General features: G+C 46.1%; 11 protein-coding genes, 2 tRNA genes, 1 rRNA gene and 1 pseudogene. 13 read left to right on the top strand and 2 right to left on the bottom strand.

Annotation, left to right across the window (positions count from 1 at the left end):
• The first annotated feature begins 76 nt into the window (after window positions 1-76).
• From panD to NQ542_RS08185, 6 genes are all read left to right on the top strand, one after another.
• Entirely contained in the window at window positions 77-448 is a 372-nt protein-coding gene (panD, locus tag NQ542_RS08210; RefSeq protein WP_005636469.1) for an aspartate 1-decarboxylase, read from the top strand.
• A gap of 83 nt (window positions 449-531) precedes the next feature.
• Entirely contained in the window at window positions 532-1,854 is a 1,323-nt protein-coding gene (locus tag NQ542_RS08205) for an MATE family efflux transporter (RefSeq protein ID WP_005636471.1), read from the top strand.
• Between the two features lie 99 nt (window positions 1,855-1,953).
• Window positions 1,954-3,279, top strand: coding sequence for a signal recognition particle protein (gene ffh, locus NQ542_RS08200; protein ID WP_005636473.1), 1,326 nt, complete (start codon window positions 1,954-1,956; stop codon window positions 3,277-3,279).
• Between the two features lie 23 nt (window positions 3,280-3,302).
• Window positions 3,303-4,199: a bifunctional methylenetetrahydrofolate dehydrogenase/methenyltetrahydrofolate cyclohydrolase FolD gene (gene folD / locus NQ542_RS08195; protein ID WP_005636475.1), complete on the top strand. Its 897-nt coding sequence runs from the start codon at window positions 3,303-3,305 to the stop codon at window positions 4,197-4,199.
• Window positions 4,196-5,281, top strand: a complete 1,086-nt coding sequence (locus NQ542_RS08190; protein WP_005636478.1) for a CapA family protein — start codon at window positions 4,196-4,198, stop codon at window positions 5,279-5,281. The genes folD and NQ542_RS08190 overlap by 4 nt, the downstream gene beginning before the upstream one ends.
• An 87-nt stretch (window positions 5,282-5,368) precedes the next feature.
• Window positions 5,369-5,442 (top strand) — tRNA-His (locus NQ542_RS08185).
• A gap of 178 nt (window positions 5,443-5,620) precedes the next feature.
• On the opposite strand, the pseudogene NQ542_RS08180 reads toward NQ542_RS08185, so the two are convergent.
• Both NQ542_RS08180 and NQ542_RS08175 read right to left on the bottom strand, forming a co-directional pair.
• A pseudogene (locus tag NQ542_RS08180) lies at window positions 5,621-7,251 on the bottom strand (IS1182 family transposase).
• A 100-nt stretch (window positions 7,252-7,351) separates the two neighbouring features.
• Window positions 7,352-7,438: transfer RNA gene (locus NQ542_RS08175), tRNA-Ser, on the bottom strand.
• A 280-nt stretch (window positions 7,439-7,718) separates the two neighbouring features.
• Here NQ542_RS08175 and mltG point away from each other — a divergent pair.
• The 7 genes from mltG (at window position 7,719) to NQ542_RS08140 (ending at window position 17,470) form a co-directional block, all read left to right on the top strand.
• Window positions 7,719-8,747 (top strand): endolytic transglycosylase MltG, encoded by a 1,029-nt coding sequence (mltG, locus tag NQ542_RS08170; protein WP_151203534.1) that lies wholly within the window; start codon window positions 7,719-7,721, stop codon window positions 8,745-8,747.
• A 220-nt stretch (window positions 8,748-8,967) separates the two neighbouring features.
• The gene (locus tag NQ542_RS08165; RefSeq protein ID WP_005636490.1) at window positions 8,968-10,566 is read left to right on the top strand and encodes a thiamine pyrophosphate-dependent enzyme; all 1,599 of its coding nucleotides are present in this window, start codon (window positions 8,968-8,970) and stop codon (window positions 10,564-10,566) included.
• Window positions 10,563-11,147, top strand: coding sequence for an indolepyruvate oxidoreductase subunit beta (locus tag NQ542_RS08160; RefSeq protein ID WP_005646601.1), 585 nt, complete (start codon window positions 10,563-10,565; stop codon window positions 11,145-11,147). The genes NQ542_RS08165 and NQ542_RS08160 overlap by 4 nt, the downstream gene beginning before the upstream one ends.
• 4 nt (window positions 11,148-11,151) lie before the next feature.
• Window positions 11,152-11,661: a TlpA family protein disulfide reductase gene (locus tag NQ542_RS08155; RefSeq protein WP_005636494.1), complete on the top strand. Its 510-nt coding sequence runs from the start codon at window positions 11,152-11,154 to the stop codon at window positions 11,659-11,661.
• Window positions 11,662-11,666: 5 nt separating this feature from the next.
• The gene (locus tag NQ542_RS08150; protein ID WP_005636496.1) at window positions 11,667-12,455 is read left to right on the top strand and encodes a 4Fe-4S binding protein; all 789 of its coding nucleotides are present in this window, start codon (window positions 11,667-11,669) and stop codon (window positions 12,453-12,455) included.
• Between the two features lie 102 nt (window positions 12,456-12,557).
• The gene (locus tag NQ542_RS08145) at window positions 12,558-14,981 is read left to right on the top strand and encodes an alpha-L-rhamnosidase-related protein (protein WP_005651066.1); all 2,424 of its coding nucleotides are present in this window, start codon (window positions 12,558-12,560) and stop codon (window positions 14,979-14,981) included.
• Window positions 14,982-15,939: 958 nt separating this feature from the next.
• Window positions 15,940-17,470: ribosomal RNA gene (locus NQ542_RS08140) — 16S ribosomal RNA — on the top strand.
• The last annotated feature ends 90 nt before the right edge of the window (window positions 17,471-17,560 follow it).

The raw sequence follows: 17,560 nt of genomic DNA, 5'->3' as shown, positions 1-17,560 counted from the left end.
AATAATCATAAGTTTTATATGGAAGAAACAAGCGTAGCTAAATAATTCATAAATCATAAATCATAAATCAGATCGTATGTTTATAGAAGTAGTTAAATCAAAGATTCACCGGGTAACGGTAACGGAAGCCAATCTGAATTATATAGGAAGTATCACTGTTGACGAGGATTTGCTGGATGCCGCCAATCTGATTGCCAACGAAAAGGTCGCTATTGTGAATAATAATAACGGTGAACGTTTTGAAACGTATATCATTAAAGGTGAACGAGGTTCGGGAGTCGTTTGTCTGAACGGAGCTGCTGCCCGTAAGGCACAGCCTGGCGATATCATCATTATTATGTCGTATGCCTTGATGGATTTTGAGGAGGCGAAAACATTTAAGCCGTCGGTTGTGTTTCCTGATACGGCAACCAATAAACTGATTGAAGCATCGGTAGCTGAAAAATAAATGCGATAGCATATAAAGAAGAAGCTCGCCTGATGTGGCGGGCTTTTTTTATGAGTATGGATTTCCTTCGTAAATAATATTATATGTACACAAACAGGCAAATTTGGAATGTTAGTTATCCAATCTTTTTGAGTCTTCTGGCACAGAATGTCATTAATGTGACGGATACCGCGTTTTTGGGCCGGGTCGGTGAAATCGAGTTAGGAGCTTCGGCAATGGGCGGCTTATATTATATATGTGCCTTTACGATCGCTTTTGGGTTTAGTACCGGATCGCAGATCATCATGGCTCGCCGTAATGGGGAGCGGAATTATAAGGAAGTTGGGCCGGTAATGATACAGGGTGTCTTTTTCCTGCTTATGCTGGCTGCCGTCATGTTTACTTTGTCACGTCTGTTTGCCGGGGATATTATGCGGGTACTGATTTCTTCCGATACGATTCTGAATGCCACGGAAGAATTCTTGGACTGGCGTGTGTTCGGGTTCTTTTTCTCTTTTGTGAATGTGATGTTCCGTGCTTTGTTTATCGGTATTACCCGGACGAAGGTGCTGACACTGAATGCTGTTGTGATGGCGTTGACGAATGTGCTGCTGGACTACCTGCTGATATTCGGTAACTGCGGCTTTCCGGAATTGGGAATAAAAGGAGCGGCTATCGCTTCGGTGATGGCGGAGGCGGTGTCTATCGTGTTTTATATGGTTTATACTCGGATGACGGTAGATATCAAGAAGTATGCACTGAGCCAGTTCCGATCGTTCGATGTTAAATTGCTGAGGCGTGTGTTGGACATCTCTATATTTACGATGTTGCAATATTTTATTTCGCTCAGTACTTATTTCATGTTGTTTGTGGCTGTGGAACATTTAGGGCAGCGGGAACTGGCGGTTGCGAATATTGTCCGGAGTGTTTACATCGTTTTATTGATCCCTGTCAATTCTTTATCGACGGCAACGAATACGTTTGTGAGTAACAGCATCGGGGCGGGGCATAAGGACCAGGTTATCCCGATCATTCGTCATATAACCTGGATATCGTTAGGAATCATGGCTGTTTTTGTGTCTGTCACTTGTCTGATTCCTTCTACGATATTATCGGTTTATACCAATGACGTGACTTTGATACAAGCTTCGATCCCTTCCCTTTATGTGATTTCAGGCGCTTTGCTGATCGGAGCGGTTGCCAATATCGTGTTCAACGGAGTGACGGGTACGGGAAATACTCGTTCGGCTTTTGTGATGGAGCTGGCTACCCTGGTTTTCTATACATTGTTTATATATGTGGTCGGGATGCGCTTGCATATGCCGGTTGCTATCTGTTTCATGACCGAGGTGGTGTATTATACCGGTTTATTGGTCGCAAGTGTCATTTATTTAAAGAAAGCATCTTGGCAAAATAAGAAAATCTGACTCGGAATTTGTGATCTTTTCTTTATTCGTCAGTTTTTCTTACCTTTGCCTCTCATTCGAAGAATAGAAAATAGAATAAAATAAATATACATACGAATTATGTTTGAGAATTTAAGCGAAAGGTTAGACAGATCGTTTAAACTGTTGAAAGGTGAAGGTAAGATCACGGAAATCAATGTGGCTGAAACATTGAAAGATGTGCGTAAAGCATTACTTGACGCCGACGTAAACTATAAAGTAGCCAAAGGTTTTACCGATACGGTAAAGGCGAAAGCATTAGGACAGAATGTGCTTACATCCGTTAAGCCCAGTCAGTTAATGGTCAAGATTGTGCATGATGAGTTGGCAGACCTGATGGGAGGAACGGCTACCGATCTGGATCTGAAGGGTAGTCCGGCAATCATCCTGATGTCCGGTTTGCAAGGTTCCGGTAAAACGACTTTTTCAGGTAAGTTGGCAAATTTGCTGAAGACTAAGAAAAATAAAAAGCCACTGTTGGCAGCTTGTGACGTGTATCGTCCGGCCGCTATCGAGCAGTTGCGTGTGGTCGGCGAACAGGTTGGAGTACCTGTTTATATGGAACTGGAAAACAAGAATCCGGTGGCGATTGCGATGAACGCGATTCGCGAAGCACGTGCGAAAGGCAACGATGTCGTGATTGTCGATACCGCTGGTCGTTTGGCTATTGACGAGCAGATGATGAAAGAGATCGCTGCGATCAAGAGTGCTATTCAGCCGGATGAAACCTTGTTCGTGGTCGATTCCATGACTGGGCAGGATGCTGTCAACACGGCGAAAGAATTCAACGAGCGTCTCGATTTTGACGGTGTTGTCCTGACGAAGCTCGACGGTGATACTCGCGGTGGTGCCGCTCTTTCTATCCGAACGGTGGTCGACAAACCGATCAAGTTCGTCGGAACGGGCGAAAAGATGGATGCTTTGGATATCTTCCACCCTGAACGTATGGCAGACCGTATCCTTGGTATGGGTGATATCGTTTCTTTGGTGGAACGTGCGCAGGAGCAGTATGATGAAGAAGAGGCCAAACGCTTGCAGAAGAAAATTGCCAAGAATCAGTTCGACTTCAACGACTTTATTTCTCAGATCCAGCAGATCAAGAAGATGGGTAACCTGAAAGAGCTGGCCTCTATGATTCCGGGCGTAGGCAAGGCTCTGAAGGATGTGGATATTGACGACAATGCTTTCAAGAGCATCGAAGCGATCATCTACTCCATGACTCCCGAAGAACGTACGAATCCGGCAATCCTGAACGGTTCACGTCGTCAGCGTATTGCCAAAGGTAGCGGTACGACGATCCAGGAAGTGAACAAGCTGATCAAGCAATTCGATGAAACGCGCAAGATGATGCGTATGCTGACGGCTGCCAAACCGGGAAGCAAGAAATTTCCTTCATTCAGAAGATAAAACCTGAAAAGATAATAGAGAATATGGAAGAACAACAGTATAAACTATTGGACGGAAAAGCCGTTTCGGCTCAGATAAAGCAGGAGATGGCGGAAGAAGTGGCCCGTATCAAGGCTACCGGTGGTAAAATCCCTCATTTGGCTGCTATATTGGTCGGTCATGATGGAGGAAGTGAAACATATGTCGCAAGTAAGGTCAAGACATGTAATGAGATCGGTTTTAAATCGTCTCTGATCCGTTATGAAGCCGATGTTACCGAAGAAGAACTTCTTCGCAAAGTGGACGAACTGAACAACGATCCGGACGTGGATGGTTTTATCGTACAGCTCCCGCTTCCGAAACATATCTCAGAACAGAAGATTATCGAAGCGATCGACTACCGTAAGGATGTAGATGGTTTCCATCCGATCAATGTGGGTCGTATGTCTATCGGTCTCCCTTGTTTCGTGTCGGCAACTCCGGCTGGCATCTTGGAGCTGTTGAGGCGTTACGAGATTCCTACTCGCGGTAAACATTGCGTGGTGCTGGGTCGTAGTAATATCGTGGGCAAACCGATGGCTACTTTGATGATGCAGAAAGCCTATCCGGGCGATTGTACGGTTACTGTTTGCCACAGTCGTTCCGAGAACCTGAAGGAAATGTGCTTGAGTGCCGACATTATTATTGTGGCATTGGGTGTCCCCGAATTCCTGAAAGGCGATATGGTAAAAGAAGGGGCTGTAATCGTGGATGTGGGAACGACACGTGTGCCGGATGCAACTCGCAAAAGCGGCTTTAAGTTGACTGGCGATGTTAAGTTTGACGAGGTCGCTCCTAAGTGTTCTTATATCACGCCGGTTCCGGGTGGTGTAGGTCCGATGACGATTATTTCTTTGATGCGCAATACGCTTTTAGCCGGAAAGAAAGAGATTTATAAATGAAAATCCTCCTCTCCGGGTTTTGTCTTTTGAGCTTTCTGTCTTTATCTGCTCAGGACTCGCTGACAATTTTGTTTGCCGGTGATGCCATGATGCACCAGAAACAACTTGACAATACCCGGAGGGGAGATTTTTTTGATTTGGGTAGCTATTTTGCCAATATCGAGAGAGAGGTGAAAGCTGTCGATATTGCTGTTGTGAACTTCGAAGTCCCGTTAGGAGGGGAGCCATATAGTGGTTATCCGGTTTTCAGCGCTCCGGAAGACTTCGCTTTGGCTTTGCAAAAAGCAGGTTTCGACTTCTTCTTGTTAGCCAATAATCATTGTTTAGATAGGCGGACTCGCGGATTTGTCCGTACTATCCAGGCACTGGATTCTCTCGGAATCCGTCATACCGGAACCTTTCTTGACTGTGATCACCGTCACCGCACATATCCGATGTTGCTCCGTAAGAAGGATTTTCGTATCATCATGCTCAACTATACCTATGGTACCAACGGTTTGAAAGTCGATATACCCCGAATCGTCAATTATATCGATAAGGAGATAATGAAGGGTGATATTGCCGAAGCCAAGCTCTTTAATCCGGATTTTATTATAGCTAATATGCATTGGGGATTGGAATACGAACGGATACCTTCCCGTGAACAACGGGAACTGGCCGATTGGCTGTTGCGGCAGGGTGTCGATCTGGTTATAGGCAGTCACCCTCATGTTGTTCAGCCAATGGAGCTTCGCAGGGGAAAGGAGGGGGTTACCGACCGTCTGGTTGTTTATTCATTGGGTAATTTTATATCGAATATGAGCCGGGAACATACCGATGGGGGTGTCATGGTGAAAGTCGTTTTAGGTCGGAAGGGGTTGCGCCGATATATTATTTCCGCACAATATTCGTTGATTTATTCTTCCCGTTATAAGAATGAACAAGGAAAAGAAGATATTCGGGTGGTTCCGGCGGCCTCTTGGTCGGGAAAGAATCAAAATTCCTCTTTTTCAGTCGATTCAGCATTGATTAAGTATGTAAATAATACGCGTTTGTTTTTAAAAGGTAACAATAAGGAGGTCGAAGAGTATATTTTTGAATAAAAAAATGCTCGAATTATTTGCAGTTTAAAATAAAACCTCTATCTTTGCACCGTCTTAAAGAGATAAACACTTGATAAGATAAATATGGTGAGAATAGCTCAGTTGGTTAGAGCATCGGATTGTGGTTCCGAGGGTCGTGGGTTCGAGTCCCATTTTTCACCCGTAAGGCTGTCTGTGAAGGCAGCCTTTTTTTTGTTTGTTTTCCCTTGTGGTTCCCTTGTGGTTCCGGTGTGATCCCGGATCATGATCCGGGATCCCTTCTTTTGTGATTTCGTTTTTTTTGTGTGTGGGTTTAAAACAACAAAGAAGGTGTCTGAAAAGGCAGCCTTCTTTTTTTTGTTATGCAGCCCGTTTATTATCCATTTTTATATTTAAAATATCTTTGGTCTTCTCAATTATTACTTTTCGAGAAGTCATCCTACAGAAATAAGTAAAAAACAAAAGAAAACTGACTTTTTTAGCCAGTTTTCTTAGATTATGTGCAATAGCGACCAGGGTAAATTCTGTTTTTACCTTCTCCAACCCTCTTAATCTAAACCGGTTCCACGCCGAGTTATGCTTTATCTGTGCAAAGACAGCTTCCGGTTCTGTACATCGTCTGCCCCGATGATAAATACCTTCCTCACTCATGAGTCTTTCACGTGCTTTTTGTTTATACCTGTTAAGGTTATAGTTAACTTCTATGATCCGGTTGGCCTTTGATTTATGGCATTGAGATTTCAGCGGGCACCCCTCACAATTTTGTGCCTGATAACGCTTCAGTATGGATACATATCCCAAATCGGATTTACTTTTCTTTTGACCTTTATACTCCATATGTTGTCCCATCGGGCATACGTAATAATCCCTTTCCTGGTTGTAGTAAAGGTTCTGTATGGCAAAAGCATCCTTCTTCCAGGCACGCTTTTGCTCTTTGTGGAAATAATTGTACTTGACAAAAGCCTCTATACCCGCATTCTCCATAAACTCGTAGTTTTGTTCACTTCCATAACCGGCATCGGCCACTACTATAGAGGATTGCCTATGATAAGTCTCTCGAAAATCTTTCAAAAAAGAAATTAAAGTTCCCGTATCTCCGGCTCGCCTGTAAATTCCCAGATTGGTAATAAATTGATTCTCTGTGGCAATCTGTATGTTATAGGCGGGTTTCAATTGCCCGTTTTTCATATGATCCTCTTTCATACGCATGAAGGTCGCATCCTCATCTGTCTTACTGAAAGAATTACGATCCCCTAATTTCTCTAATTGCGATTCGTATTTGGCAAGGCGGGGCAGATATTCTTCCTGTAACTTTTTGATTTGTTTCTGCTCAGCTTTGTTCATCCCGGAGAGCCGTTTGTTTAAAGCGCTCACTTTTTCCTGCAAACCACAGGAATCCATATCCGGTAAGCAATCTGGTGTCCTTTCCTGTTTATCCTGCTCGATATGTTTGTCAACTTCACTAAGGATTGACTGTATTTTCGACTCCAGTTTTACCTTGTTCTTTTCCACGCTACCACGCCAGACAAAAGTGTAGCGGTTGGAGGCTGATTCCACTTTGGTACCATCGATATACTGTACATCCAAACTGACATAGCCGGATTCCTGTAACAGCAGAACAATGGCTGAAAACAACGATTTTATGTGTTCTTTTAAACGTTTGCCACGGAAATCATGATCGTGCGGAAATCGGGAGTACTATTACCAGACAACCACATGAAGTGAATATTCTCCTGCAAGGCCTTTTCTATTTTACGACAAGAATAGATATTGTTCAGGTAGGCATAAAACAGAACTTTGAGCATCATACGGGGATGGTAGCTGCTAGTACCTCCTCCTTTATATGCCCAGAGCAGACAACTAATATCCAAGGCGTCTACAACACTGTTTACAACACGAACGGGATGATTGGGAGCTATCTTTTCCGATAAGCTGACCGGAAAAAGTACATTTTGGTTGGATGTTAACTCTTTAAATACTATCTTAGCCATTGCTATAATGTTTGGTTTTTGCAACGGTAAGATAATACTTTTTACCGAAATAAACAATAGCAAAAGGAGCTATCCGACTTTTTGGACAGCCCCTTTGGAGCGGAAGCGGGGGGATTCGAACCCCCGGTACGGTTACCCGTACGTCAGTTTAGCAAACTGGTGGTTTCAGCCACTCACCCACACTTCCATGAGTTTCGCGCTTCATTTCCTTGAATTGCGCTGCAAAGATATGCTTAAGTTTTTAAATATACAAAGCATTTGGTGTATTATTTTAAAAGAAAAAAGACTTATTCTTGCACATGATTGGCAATCAGAGGTTTTCAATCCTACAAAAGTGAACACTTTTTTCTTCCCGATTGCAATGCTTGGAATAAGTTAGAAAGAGGTAGGGCATTCGGGAAAAAGATATTATTTTTGTGGCTGGTTCTGAGATACAGCAGACTATATATAATATGGAGAAAAAAAAGATGCGAAAGCATACTCTCATTGTTGGAATCCTCTCGTTTATCATCCTCCTGTTAGCAGGTGTGGGATTCTGGGCATACTGTTTGATACTTGCACCTGATTTCGAGCCGCGCAAGACTGTATATGTTTATATTGACGAGAAGAAAGATTTTGGCGATCTCTGTCGCCAGTTGGTCGACTCTGCCGGTTGCCGGCGTATCGGGAGTTTCAAGCAGCTTGCCGGAATGCTGAAATATCCCACCAATATGCGTACCGGACGTTATGCTGTGGAGCCGGGTATGAATAACCTGGCATTGCTTAACAACCTGCGTCGGGGGCATCAGGAAGCTACTCGAATCACTTTTAATAATATACGCTTCAAGTTGGATCTGGCCGAAAGACTTGCCGGGCAGTTAATGATCGAGGAGGATGACCTGCTACCTTTGCTTGTTGATTCCGTCTACTGTGCATCATTAGGTTTTACGACTGAGACGATCCTTGCGCTGTTTATTCCGAATACTTATGAGGTATACTGGAATATTTCCGCTGAGAAGTTGATGCAGCGTATGCAGCGTGAATATAAGATTTTCTGGAATGACGCTCGCTTGGCAAAAGCGAAAGAAATTGGGATGACACCGGTCGAAGTTGCCATTCTTGCCTCTATTGTGGAAGAAGAGACGGCTGCCGTAGACGAATATCCTATTGTAGCAGGTCTATATATTAATCGCTTGCAGCGGGGCATTCCCCTTCAGGCGGATCCGACCGTGAAGTTTGCCGTAGGCGATTTCTCCCTCCAGCGCATCCTGTTCGAACATCTGGAGATCAATTCTCCCTACAATACCTACAAACATGCCGGACTTCCTCCCGGACCACTCCGTATCCCGACTATTAGGGGATTGGATGCCGTGTTGAACCACATGAAGCATAACTATCTATATATGTGTGCGAAGGAAGATTTTTCCGGACGGCATAATTTTGCGGTCACTCTTGCCGAGCATAATCGTAATGCTAACCGCTACCGGGCGGAATTGAACAGACGGAAAATCCGGTAGGCAATATGGAAACATTTTCCCGGTATGCCACGATCGTTTCATTATAGGGAAACGGCAGTGCCATTATAAGGAAACGAGAGTTCCACCATAGGGAAACAACAGTATCATGCCTATGAAACTAAAAATCCAATATAGCTTGGTTGTTGCGGGTATGGGTAAAAGTCTTATCTTTGTGGGAAGATAACAGAAGCAAAATCAAGTAAAACAAAATAAACGTTACATGGAAAAACATCTATTTTTAGGGGATGAGGCCGTGGCACAAGCTGCTATCGATGCCGGTCTGTCCGGTGTTTACGCCTATCCGGGGACCCCTTCGACCGAGATAACCGAATTCATACAGGGTTCGGCCGTCGCAAAGGAAAGGGGGATTCACTGCCGTTGGAGCACGAATGAAAAAACTGCAATGGAAGCTGCGTTGGGTATGAGCTACGCAGGCAAGCGAGCTCTTTGCTGTATGAAGCATGTGGGGCTGAACGTTGCCGCCGACTGTTTTATGAATGCTGCTATGAGCGGTGTCAATGGTGGTATGATTATCATTACAGCCGATGATCCTTCGATGCACTCTTCACAGAATGAACAAGACAATCGTATGTATGGCAACTTTGCCATGATCCCGATGCTTGAGCCGGCCAGCCAGCAGGAAGCATACGACATGGTATATGACGGGTTTGAATTATCCGAAAAACTGGGCTATCCTGTTTTGGTGCGTATCACTACCCGTATGGCCCACTCCCGTGCAGGTGTGGTCAGACGTGAACAAAAGGTGGAAAACAAAATGCATACGCCCGAAGATGGACGTCAGCGTTTCATCCTTCTTCCTGCACTAGCTCGTAAGCGCTTTAAGACGTTGATTGCGGCGCAGGATACGTTTACCGCTTTTTCTGAAGCCTCACCTTATAATGCCTATTTCGACGGTCCGAATAAGGAGCTCGGCATCATTACGACCGGTATTGCGTTCAACTATCTTTCGGAGAACTATCCTGACGGTTTTGAACATCCGGTATTGAAGATCAGCCAGTATCCGTTACCTCGCAAAATGGTCGAAAAGATCGTTCGTGAATGCAAGGAAATCCTTGTACTCGAAGAGGGATATCCGGTAGTCGAGGAGCAACTGAAAGGTTTCCTTGGGATTGGTATCCAGGTGCATGGCCGTCTTGACGGAACATTGCAACGCGACGGTGAGCTGACTCCCGATGCTGTCGGTAAGGCGCTGGGTAAGCGGATCGAGAGCTACTATGCCACTCCGGAGGTTGTTGAACAACGTCCGCCTGCATTGTGCCAGGGGTGCGGACATCGCGATATGTATGAAGCGCTGAACGAGGTTCTGGCCGGGTACAAAGGAGCCAAAGTGTTCGGTGATATCGGCTGTTATACGTTAGGGGCTTTGCCTCCTTTCCGGGCGATCGATACTTGTATCGACATGGGAGCCTCCATCACGATGGCTAAAGGAGCTTCCGATGCGGGCGTTTATCCCGCAGTGTCGGTGATAGGCGACTCGACATTCACGCATTCCGGTATGACTGGCTTGCTTGATTGCGTCAATGAAAACACGAATATCACGATCGTTATTTCTGATAACGAGACAACGGCTATGACTGGCGGACAGGATTCAGCAGGAACAGGCCGTATCGAATCGATTTGTGCCGGTATCGGTGTTGATCCGGCCCATATCCGCGTCATGGTTCCTTTGAAGAAGAACTACGACGAGATGAAAGCGATCATTCGTGAAGAGATCGAATATAAAGGCGTATCCGTCTTGATTCCCCGCCGTGAATGTATCCAGACATTAACAAGAAAGAAAAAAGCAAGCAGGAAATGAAAGCAGACATCATATTATCCGGTGTGGGAGGACAGGGCATCCTCTCCATCGCTGCCGTTATCGGAGAAGCCGCGTTAAAAGAAGGTTTGTATATGAAGCAAGCCGAAGTTCATGGAATGAGCCAGCGTGGGGGGGATGTGCAGTCAAACCTCCGCCTGTCCGACCAGCCGATTGCGTCTGACCTGATCCCACTAGGGCAGGCAGACCTGATCATCTCACTCGAACCTATGGAAGCGCTCCGCTATCTGCCTTATCTGAAGAAGGACGGGTGGCTGGTGACCAATTCGCAGCCGTTCATCAACATCCCCAACTATCCGGAGATGGGAAAAGTGAATGAAGAACTGGAGAAACTGCCGCATAAGGTCGTGCTGGATGTGGAAGCTATCGCCAAGGAGGTGGGTTCTGTTCGTGCAGCCAATATCGTGATGCTGGGAGCCGCTGCCCCCTTTATTGGCATCGAATATGATAAGATTGCTGATGGTATCCGCCGCATCTTCGGACGTAAAGGCGAAGAAATCGTAGAAATGAACCTTAAGGCTCTGAAAGCAGGCTACGATGTAGCACAGAGCATGCAAAAGTAATAAAATGAAAAAGTATGTATTCCTTGCCTTTTTTGCTCTCATTGCTTTTGTTGTAAAGGCGCAGGATGAGAGTGGTGATCTTGTAAAAGAAGGACAACAGATGCCGGCTTTTACGATTATGAACGACAATGGTACGCAGGTACCTTCTTCTTCTTTGAAGGGAAAAGTGATCTTGGTAAATTTTTTTGCAACCTGGTGTCCTCCTTGTCAGAAGGAGCTTGCAGAGGTGCAAAAGATGCTCTGGCCGAAGTATAAGGACAACAAAGATTTCGTCCTGTTGGTGATCGGGCGTGAGCATACAGACGTTGAATTGCAGAAGTATAACGAAAAGAAAGGTTTTACCTTTCCCTTATATCCTGATAAGAACCGGGCTATCTATGGCGCATTTGCCAAAAATCTGATCCCGCGTAGCTATCTGGTTGACAAGACTGGTAAAGTGGTATATGCGACCAAAGGCTATAGCGACGAGGAATTTGCTGAACTGATGAAAAGGATTGAAGCAGCTTTAAAATAAGGAATATGGAATATAAGAATGTACATATCATTTATTTCTCTCCGACGCATACTTCGGCTAAGACTGCTTATGCGATTGCGGAAGGACTGAGTGGTGACGTATTGCTGGAGTCGGACATTACTTATGATGCTCCGGCGGAAGAACTTGAGATCCATGACGATGAACTGACTATCGTGGCCGCTCCCGTCTATGGTGGGCGTGTAGCCGAAACGGCGATGGAGCGCCTCCGGGCTTTCCATGCTCATCAGGCTCCGGTCGTTCTGGTCGTGGTTTACGGTAACCGTGATTACGAGGATGCGTTGAAGGAATTGTCCGACACGTTAGTCGATGCCGGTTTTGTCCCTGTTTCGGCAGGTGCTTTTGTGGGAGAGCATTCTTTCAGCCGTAAGGATATGCCCATCGCCGCCGGGCGTCCCGATGAGGCCGATCATGAAGCTGCCGTCAGGTTCGGACGTGCCATCAAGGAGAAGCTCGAAAAGGTGGACGAACTTTCTTGCCTGAAGCCGTTGGAGATGAAAGGTAATTTTCCCTACAAGGTGAAAGGCCCTTCCACGCCGCAGGCTCCAGTGACGGATGAGGACTTGTGTACGCAATGCGAATATTGTATCGATGTATGCCCCGTATCGGCTATTTCGATTGTCGATGACCGTATATTCAGTGACCCGGCGACTTGTATCAAGTGTTGTGCTTGTGTGAAGGAATGTCCCGAAGGTGCCCGTACGTTTGATACTCCTTATACAGCGATGCTGCATAAGAACTTTAGTGTCCGCCGCGAACCGGAGTTGTTTATTTGATTTTCTAAAATATCAGTTAATAGCCGATTCCACGGAGATTCAGTTTCTGAACCGAGGGATCGGCTTTTGCCTATATCCTTATTTGTTTAATATCTAATACCAATGTATCGAATGAAGACACGTGTACTGATTTTTCTTTTTATGCTTTGTAGTCTGTCGCTTGGCGCCCAGATCCGTTTGGAAGGTTACCGACAAACGGACATCAATCCCGAACTTCTTACCGGACGCTGGAAAGCACGCTGGATTTCCATGCCAGGAGAACCTGCCAATGTGTATGGTGTCTACCACATGCGCAAGACATTCGAACTGGACGAAGTCCCATCCCGCTTTATTGTTCATGTGACGGCTGACAATCGTTACAAGCTCTATTTAAACGGCCGTTTTGTCTCACTTGGACCTGCACGTGGGGATATCTATAACTGGAATTTTGAAACGGTCGATCTGGCTCCTTACCTGATAAAGGGAAAAAACGTGTTGGCAGCTGTGATCTGGAATTATGCCGAGCAGAAGCCGGTTGCACAGATCAGCTTTAATCAGACTGGATTCCTTCTACAAGGAAATACGGAGGTTGAGACTGTGGTCAATACGGATGCTTCCTGGCTGTGCATGAAGAACGAAGCCTATGCTCCTTGGCACAAGCCTGTCTTAGGCTATTATGTGGCGGGGCCTGGCGAATTTCTTTCTGCGTCGAAGTATCCTTGGGGATGGGAACAGTCTGCTTACGATGATAGTAAGTGGTTGCCTGCCCACACGGGAATCGAGGGAGGAGTGAAGGGATCGCGCGACTATCCTGGACGCCTGCTTGTTCCTTGTCCGATTCCCCCGATGGACTTGCTGTCTGAGCGTTTTGAGGCTGTGCGTATATCCGAAGGGGTGAAGATTCCTGTCGGATTCCTGAAAACAAAAACTTCACTGACGGTTCCTGCAAATAGCAAGGTGCATCTCCTGCTTGACAATGGCAAGCTGACAACGGGCTATCTTTCCCTTTTGTTCAGTCGCGGCAAGAATGCTGAAATTACGATTGCCTATGCCGAAGCTCTGTATGAAGGCAAGGAGCTGGGTACGACTAAATCTTATTCGTTTCCGGCAAAGGGAAACCGTGATGAGGTAGAAGGTAAAAGATTCATAGGGTATGAAGATAAAGTGATTGCCGACGGGGGCGAGGGGCGCGATTTTACCACTCTTTGGTGGCGTACGTGGCGATATGTGGATCTGACGATCTCGACTGCTGACGAACCGCTTGTACTGGAAGATGTCTATGGTACGTTCTCTGCTTATCCTTTCCGATGCGAGATCGCTTTTTCTGCACCCGGACATGACGAGTTGAACAAGATGCTAGAGATAGGCTGGCGTACTGCACGTCTTTGTGCGAACGAGACTTATATGGATTGCCCTTATTACGAGCAGTTACAGTATTTCGGCGATACTCGTATCCAGGCGATGATTACCTTATATAATACGCATGATGCTTATATGGTGAAGAATGCAATCGAGCAGGGGAGGCAGTCGGTCGTAGCAGATGGAATTACGATGAGTCGCTACCCGTCGAGTTTACATCAGTTCATTTCTTCCTTCTCACTTTGGTGGATTTGTATGGGACATGACTACTGGATGTACCGTGGGGATGAGGCTTATATGAAGACTTTGCTGCCTGCTTATCGTGGGGTACTTTCTTGGTACGAGCAGTGGTTGAAGCGAGATCATAGCCTAGGGTATGTACCGCATTGGTTCTTTGCCGACTGGGCTGTCGGTTTCCAGTCGGGCGAGCCTGTACGTGAAAAGGATGGGAATTCTGCTTTTCAGGACTTGGTGTATATCTTGACGCTCGAATCGGCTGCTGAAATGGAACGGGCTTTCGGCATCCCGTCGATAGCGGATCATTATACACAGATCGCTTCTGCGATTCGGGGAACGATCCGGGAGAAATACTGGGATGCTACCCGGGGATTGTTTGCCGATACTTATGATCACCGAAGTTTCTCGCAACATGTCAACTCGTTGGCTATACTGGCTGGTATCGTGACAGGCGAGGAGGCTACGAGGGTGATGGAGCGTACATTGAACGATTCGTCATTGATACAGGCGACAATCTACTTCCGTTATTATGTGCATCAGGCATTGAAGGTTGCCGGTATGGGAGATCACCTGCTCGACAATCTGCAGATTTGGCGAGACCAGATGGCATTGGGGCTAACAACTTGGGCGGAGATGCCCGAACCGACCCGTTCCGATTGCCACGCTTGGGGAGCCAGCCCTAACATTGAGTTTTTCCGTATCTTGTTAGGTATAGACAGTAATGCACCGGGCTTCAAGTCTATCCGTATCGCTCCGTCATTGGGTGACCTGAAAGAAGTGTCAGGTACGATGCCGCATCCAGTGGGTAGTGTGACTGCTTCCTACAAACTCGATAAGAAGGGTAAACTGACGGCACGTCTTATATTGCCGACGGGTACGGATGGTGTTTTCGTTTGGAAAGGAAAAGAATATCAACTCAAATCCGGTGAACAGGTCTTAACGGTAGAATAGGTTATCAGGCTTCCCCTTATTGTTTAAAGTGATCCTGAAAACAGAAAAGAAGCTCGAATCAAGTTGCATTTGACATACTTTTTTTCGGGCTTAAAAGAGATTGAAAAACGATTTATCCCGTAAGATGCGCAGATAATTGCCATGACGACCGTCTTCATTGCTATGAAGTCCGACTTTGTGTATGACGAGTTCGGCACTTCACGGCGATGAAGACGGTCGTCGTATTGATGAGGACCGTCGTCATGGAGATGAGGTGTCTGGTCCCTCAAAAATAGCCACTATTTTCTAACCTGTTTCCGTACGGTCTCCCTGTCCGGATTCAAATATTCGATTCTCCGAAAGTTAAGGTTTATCGGAATGTGTAGGATAAGGGAGGCTTGCTTGACAAAATATATGGTTTTGAGATGAGGTAGGCAGGTCTTTTATGCGTATGTCACAAAAAGCAGGATTTTAGCAGAGAAAAGTCAATTTGAAATCATCCGTTTTGAGGATCGAAATAGAAAAACAGTAGGTTATTGTAAAAAATGCTGTATCAATTCTCGCACATGCGTACCATATAATAACATCTCATTTCAGATAAAGAACGTATAAAAAAGTTTTCAAACCATTTGGAAGTTTGTATTAGAAGAATTACTTTTGCACCCGCATTCGAGCGAGAAGGTCGGCAGTTAACATGATGATGGGGTAGTTTCAGTGATAGCGAGGATGAGGTTAGCTAGGCTAAGCGAATATCCGACCATCCGGGGGCTTTGAAAAAAAACTTTCAAAATTTTCCTTGAAAAGTTTGTCAGTTAGAAAAAAGTTCTTACCTTTGCAGCCGCAATCGAAACGATAGCGCAAGTTCTTTGAAAGCATTACATATCAACAAGTAGTACAAGAGACGTAGTAGGAATACTGACATACCGTCAAGACTACATAGACAGATAGAGATTCTGAGCAAAAGGTATAAACAAAATCAACAACGAAGAGTTTGATCCTGGCTCAGGATGAACGCTAGCGACAGGCTTAACACATGCAAGTCGAGGGGCAGCATGATTTGTAGCAATACAGATTGATGGCGACCGGCGCACGGGTGAGTAACGCGTATGCAACTTACCTATCAGAGGGGGATAGCCCGGCGAAAGTCGGATTAATACCCCATAAAACAGGGGTCCCGCATGGGAATATTTGTTAAAGATTCATCGCTGATAGATAGGCATGCGTTCCATTAGGCAGTTGGCGGGGTAACGGCCCACCAAACCGACGATGGATAGGGGTTCTGAGAGGAAGGTCCCCCACATTGGTACTGAGACACGGACCAAACTCCTACGGGAGGCAGCAGTGAGGAATATTGGTCAATGGCCGAGAGGCTGAACCAGCCAAGTCGCGTGAAGGAAGAAGGATCTATGGTTTGTAAACTTCTTTTATAGGGGAATAAAGTGGAGGACGTGTCCTTTTTTGTATGTACCCTATGAATAAGCATCGGCTAACTCCGTGCCAGCAGCCGCGGTAATACGGAGGATGCGAGCGTTATCCGGATTTATTGGGTTTAAAGGGTGCGTAGGTGGTGATTTAAGTCAGCGGTGAAAGTTTGTGGCTCAACCATAAAATTGCCGTTGAAACTGGGTTACTTGAGTGTGTTTGAGGTAGGCGGAATGCGTGGTGTAGCGGTGAAATGCATAGATATCACGCAGAACTCCGATTGCGAAGGCAGCTTACTAAACCATAACTGACACTGAAGCACGAAAGCGTGGGGATCAAACAGGATTAGATACCCTGGTAGTCCACGCAGTAAACGATGATTACTAGGAGTTTGCGATACAATGTAAGCTCTACAGCGAAAGCGTTAAGTAATCCACCTGGGGAGTACGCCGGCAACGGTGAAACTCAAAGGAATTGACGGGGGCCCGCACAAGCGGAGGAACATGTGGTTTAATTCGATGATACGCGAGGAACCTTACCCGGGTTTGAACGTAGTCTGACCGGAGTGGAAACACTCCTTCTAGCAATAGCAGATTACGAGGTGCTGCATGGTTGTCGTCAGCTCGTGCCGTGAGGTGTCGGCTTAAGTGCCATAACGAGCGCAACCCTTATCACTAGTTACTAACAGGTGAAGCTGAGGACTCTGGTGAGACTGCCAGCGTAAGCTGTGAGGAAGGTGGGGATGACGTCAAATCAGCACGGCCCTTACATCCGGGGCGACACACGTGTTACAATGGCATGGACAAAGGGCAGCTACCTGGCGACAGGATGCTAATCTCCAAACCATGTCTCAGTTCGGATCGGAGTCTGCAACTCGACTCCGTGAAGCTGGATTCGCTAGTAATCGCGCATCAGCCATGGCGCGGTGAATACGTTCCCGGGCCTTGTACACACCGCCCGTCAAGCCATGGGAGCCGGGGGTACCTGAAGTCCGTAACCGCAAGGATCGGCCTAGGGTAAAACTGGTGACTGGGGCTAAGTCGTAACAAGGTAGCCGTACCGGAAGGTGCGGCTGGAACACCTCCTTTCTGGAGCTGGAATCTCTAGATTAAGTCCGATGAGGTATGTAGCTCTCTGGTACTACGGTTGAATATGTATATATATATGATCTTAAACTG

Origin of the sequence: Parabacteroides merdae ATCC 43184, assembly GCF_025151215.1 — a bacterium.
GTDB classification, from domain to species: Bacteria; Bacteroidota; Bacteroidia; order Bacteroidales; family Tannerellaceae; genus Parabacteroides; species Parabacteroides merdae.
Note: the sequence above shows the minus strand (reverse complement) of the source record. Positions and strands in the feature narration are given on the sequence as shown.

Excerpts from the sequence above, each read along its gene's own strand:
- ffh (WP_005636473.1), top strand. The coding sequence starts at position 1,954 with ATGTTTGAGAATTTAAGCGAAAGGTTAGACAGATCGTTTAAACTGTTG.
- NQ542_RS08165 (WP_005636490.1), top strand. The coding sequence starts at position 8,968 with ATGGAAAAACATCTATTTTTAGGGGATGAGGCCGTGGCACAAGCTGCT.
- mltG (WP_151203534.1), top strand. The coding sequence starts at position 7,719 with ATGCGAAAGCATACTCTCATTGTTGGAATCCTCTCGTTTATCATCCTC.
- NQ542_RS08155 (WP_005636494.1), top strand. The coding sequence starts at position 11,152 with ATGAAAAAGTATGTATTCCTTGCCTTTTTTGCTCTCATTGCTTTTGTT.
- panD (WP_005636469.1), top strand. The coding sequence starts at position 77 with ATGTTTATAGAAGTAGTTAAATCAAAGATTCACCGGGTAACGGTAACG.
- NQ542_RS08190 (WP_005636478.1), top strand. The coding sequence starts at position 4,196 with ATGAAAATCCTCCTCTCCGGGTTTTGTCTTTTGAGCTTTCTGTCTTTA.
- NQ542_RS08205 (WP_005636471.1), top strand. The coding sequence starts at position 532 with ATGTACACAAACAGGCAAATTTGGAATGTTAGTTATCCAATCTTTTTG.
- NQ542_RS08160 (WP_005646601.1), top strand. The coding sequence starts at position 10,563 with ATGAAAGCAGACATCATATTATCCGGTGTGGGAGGACAGGGCATCCTC.
- NQ542_RS08150 (WP_005636496.1), top strand. The coding sequence starts at position 11,667 with ATGGAATATAAGAATGTACATATCATTTATTTCTCTCCGACGCATACT.
- folD (WP_005636475.1), top strand. The coding sequence starts at position 3,303 with ATGGAAGAACAACAGTATAAACTATTGGACGGAAAAGCCGTTTCGGCT.
- NQ542_RS08145 (WP_005651066.1), top strand. The coding sequence starts at position 12,558 with ATGTATCGAATGAAGACACGTGTACTGATTTTTCTTTTTATGCTTTGT.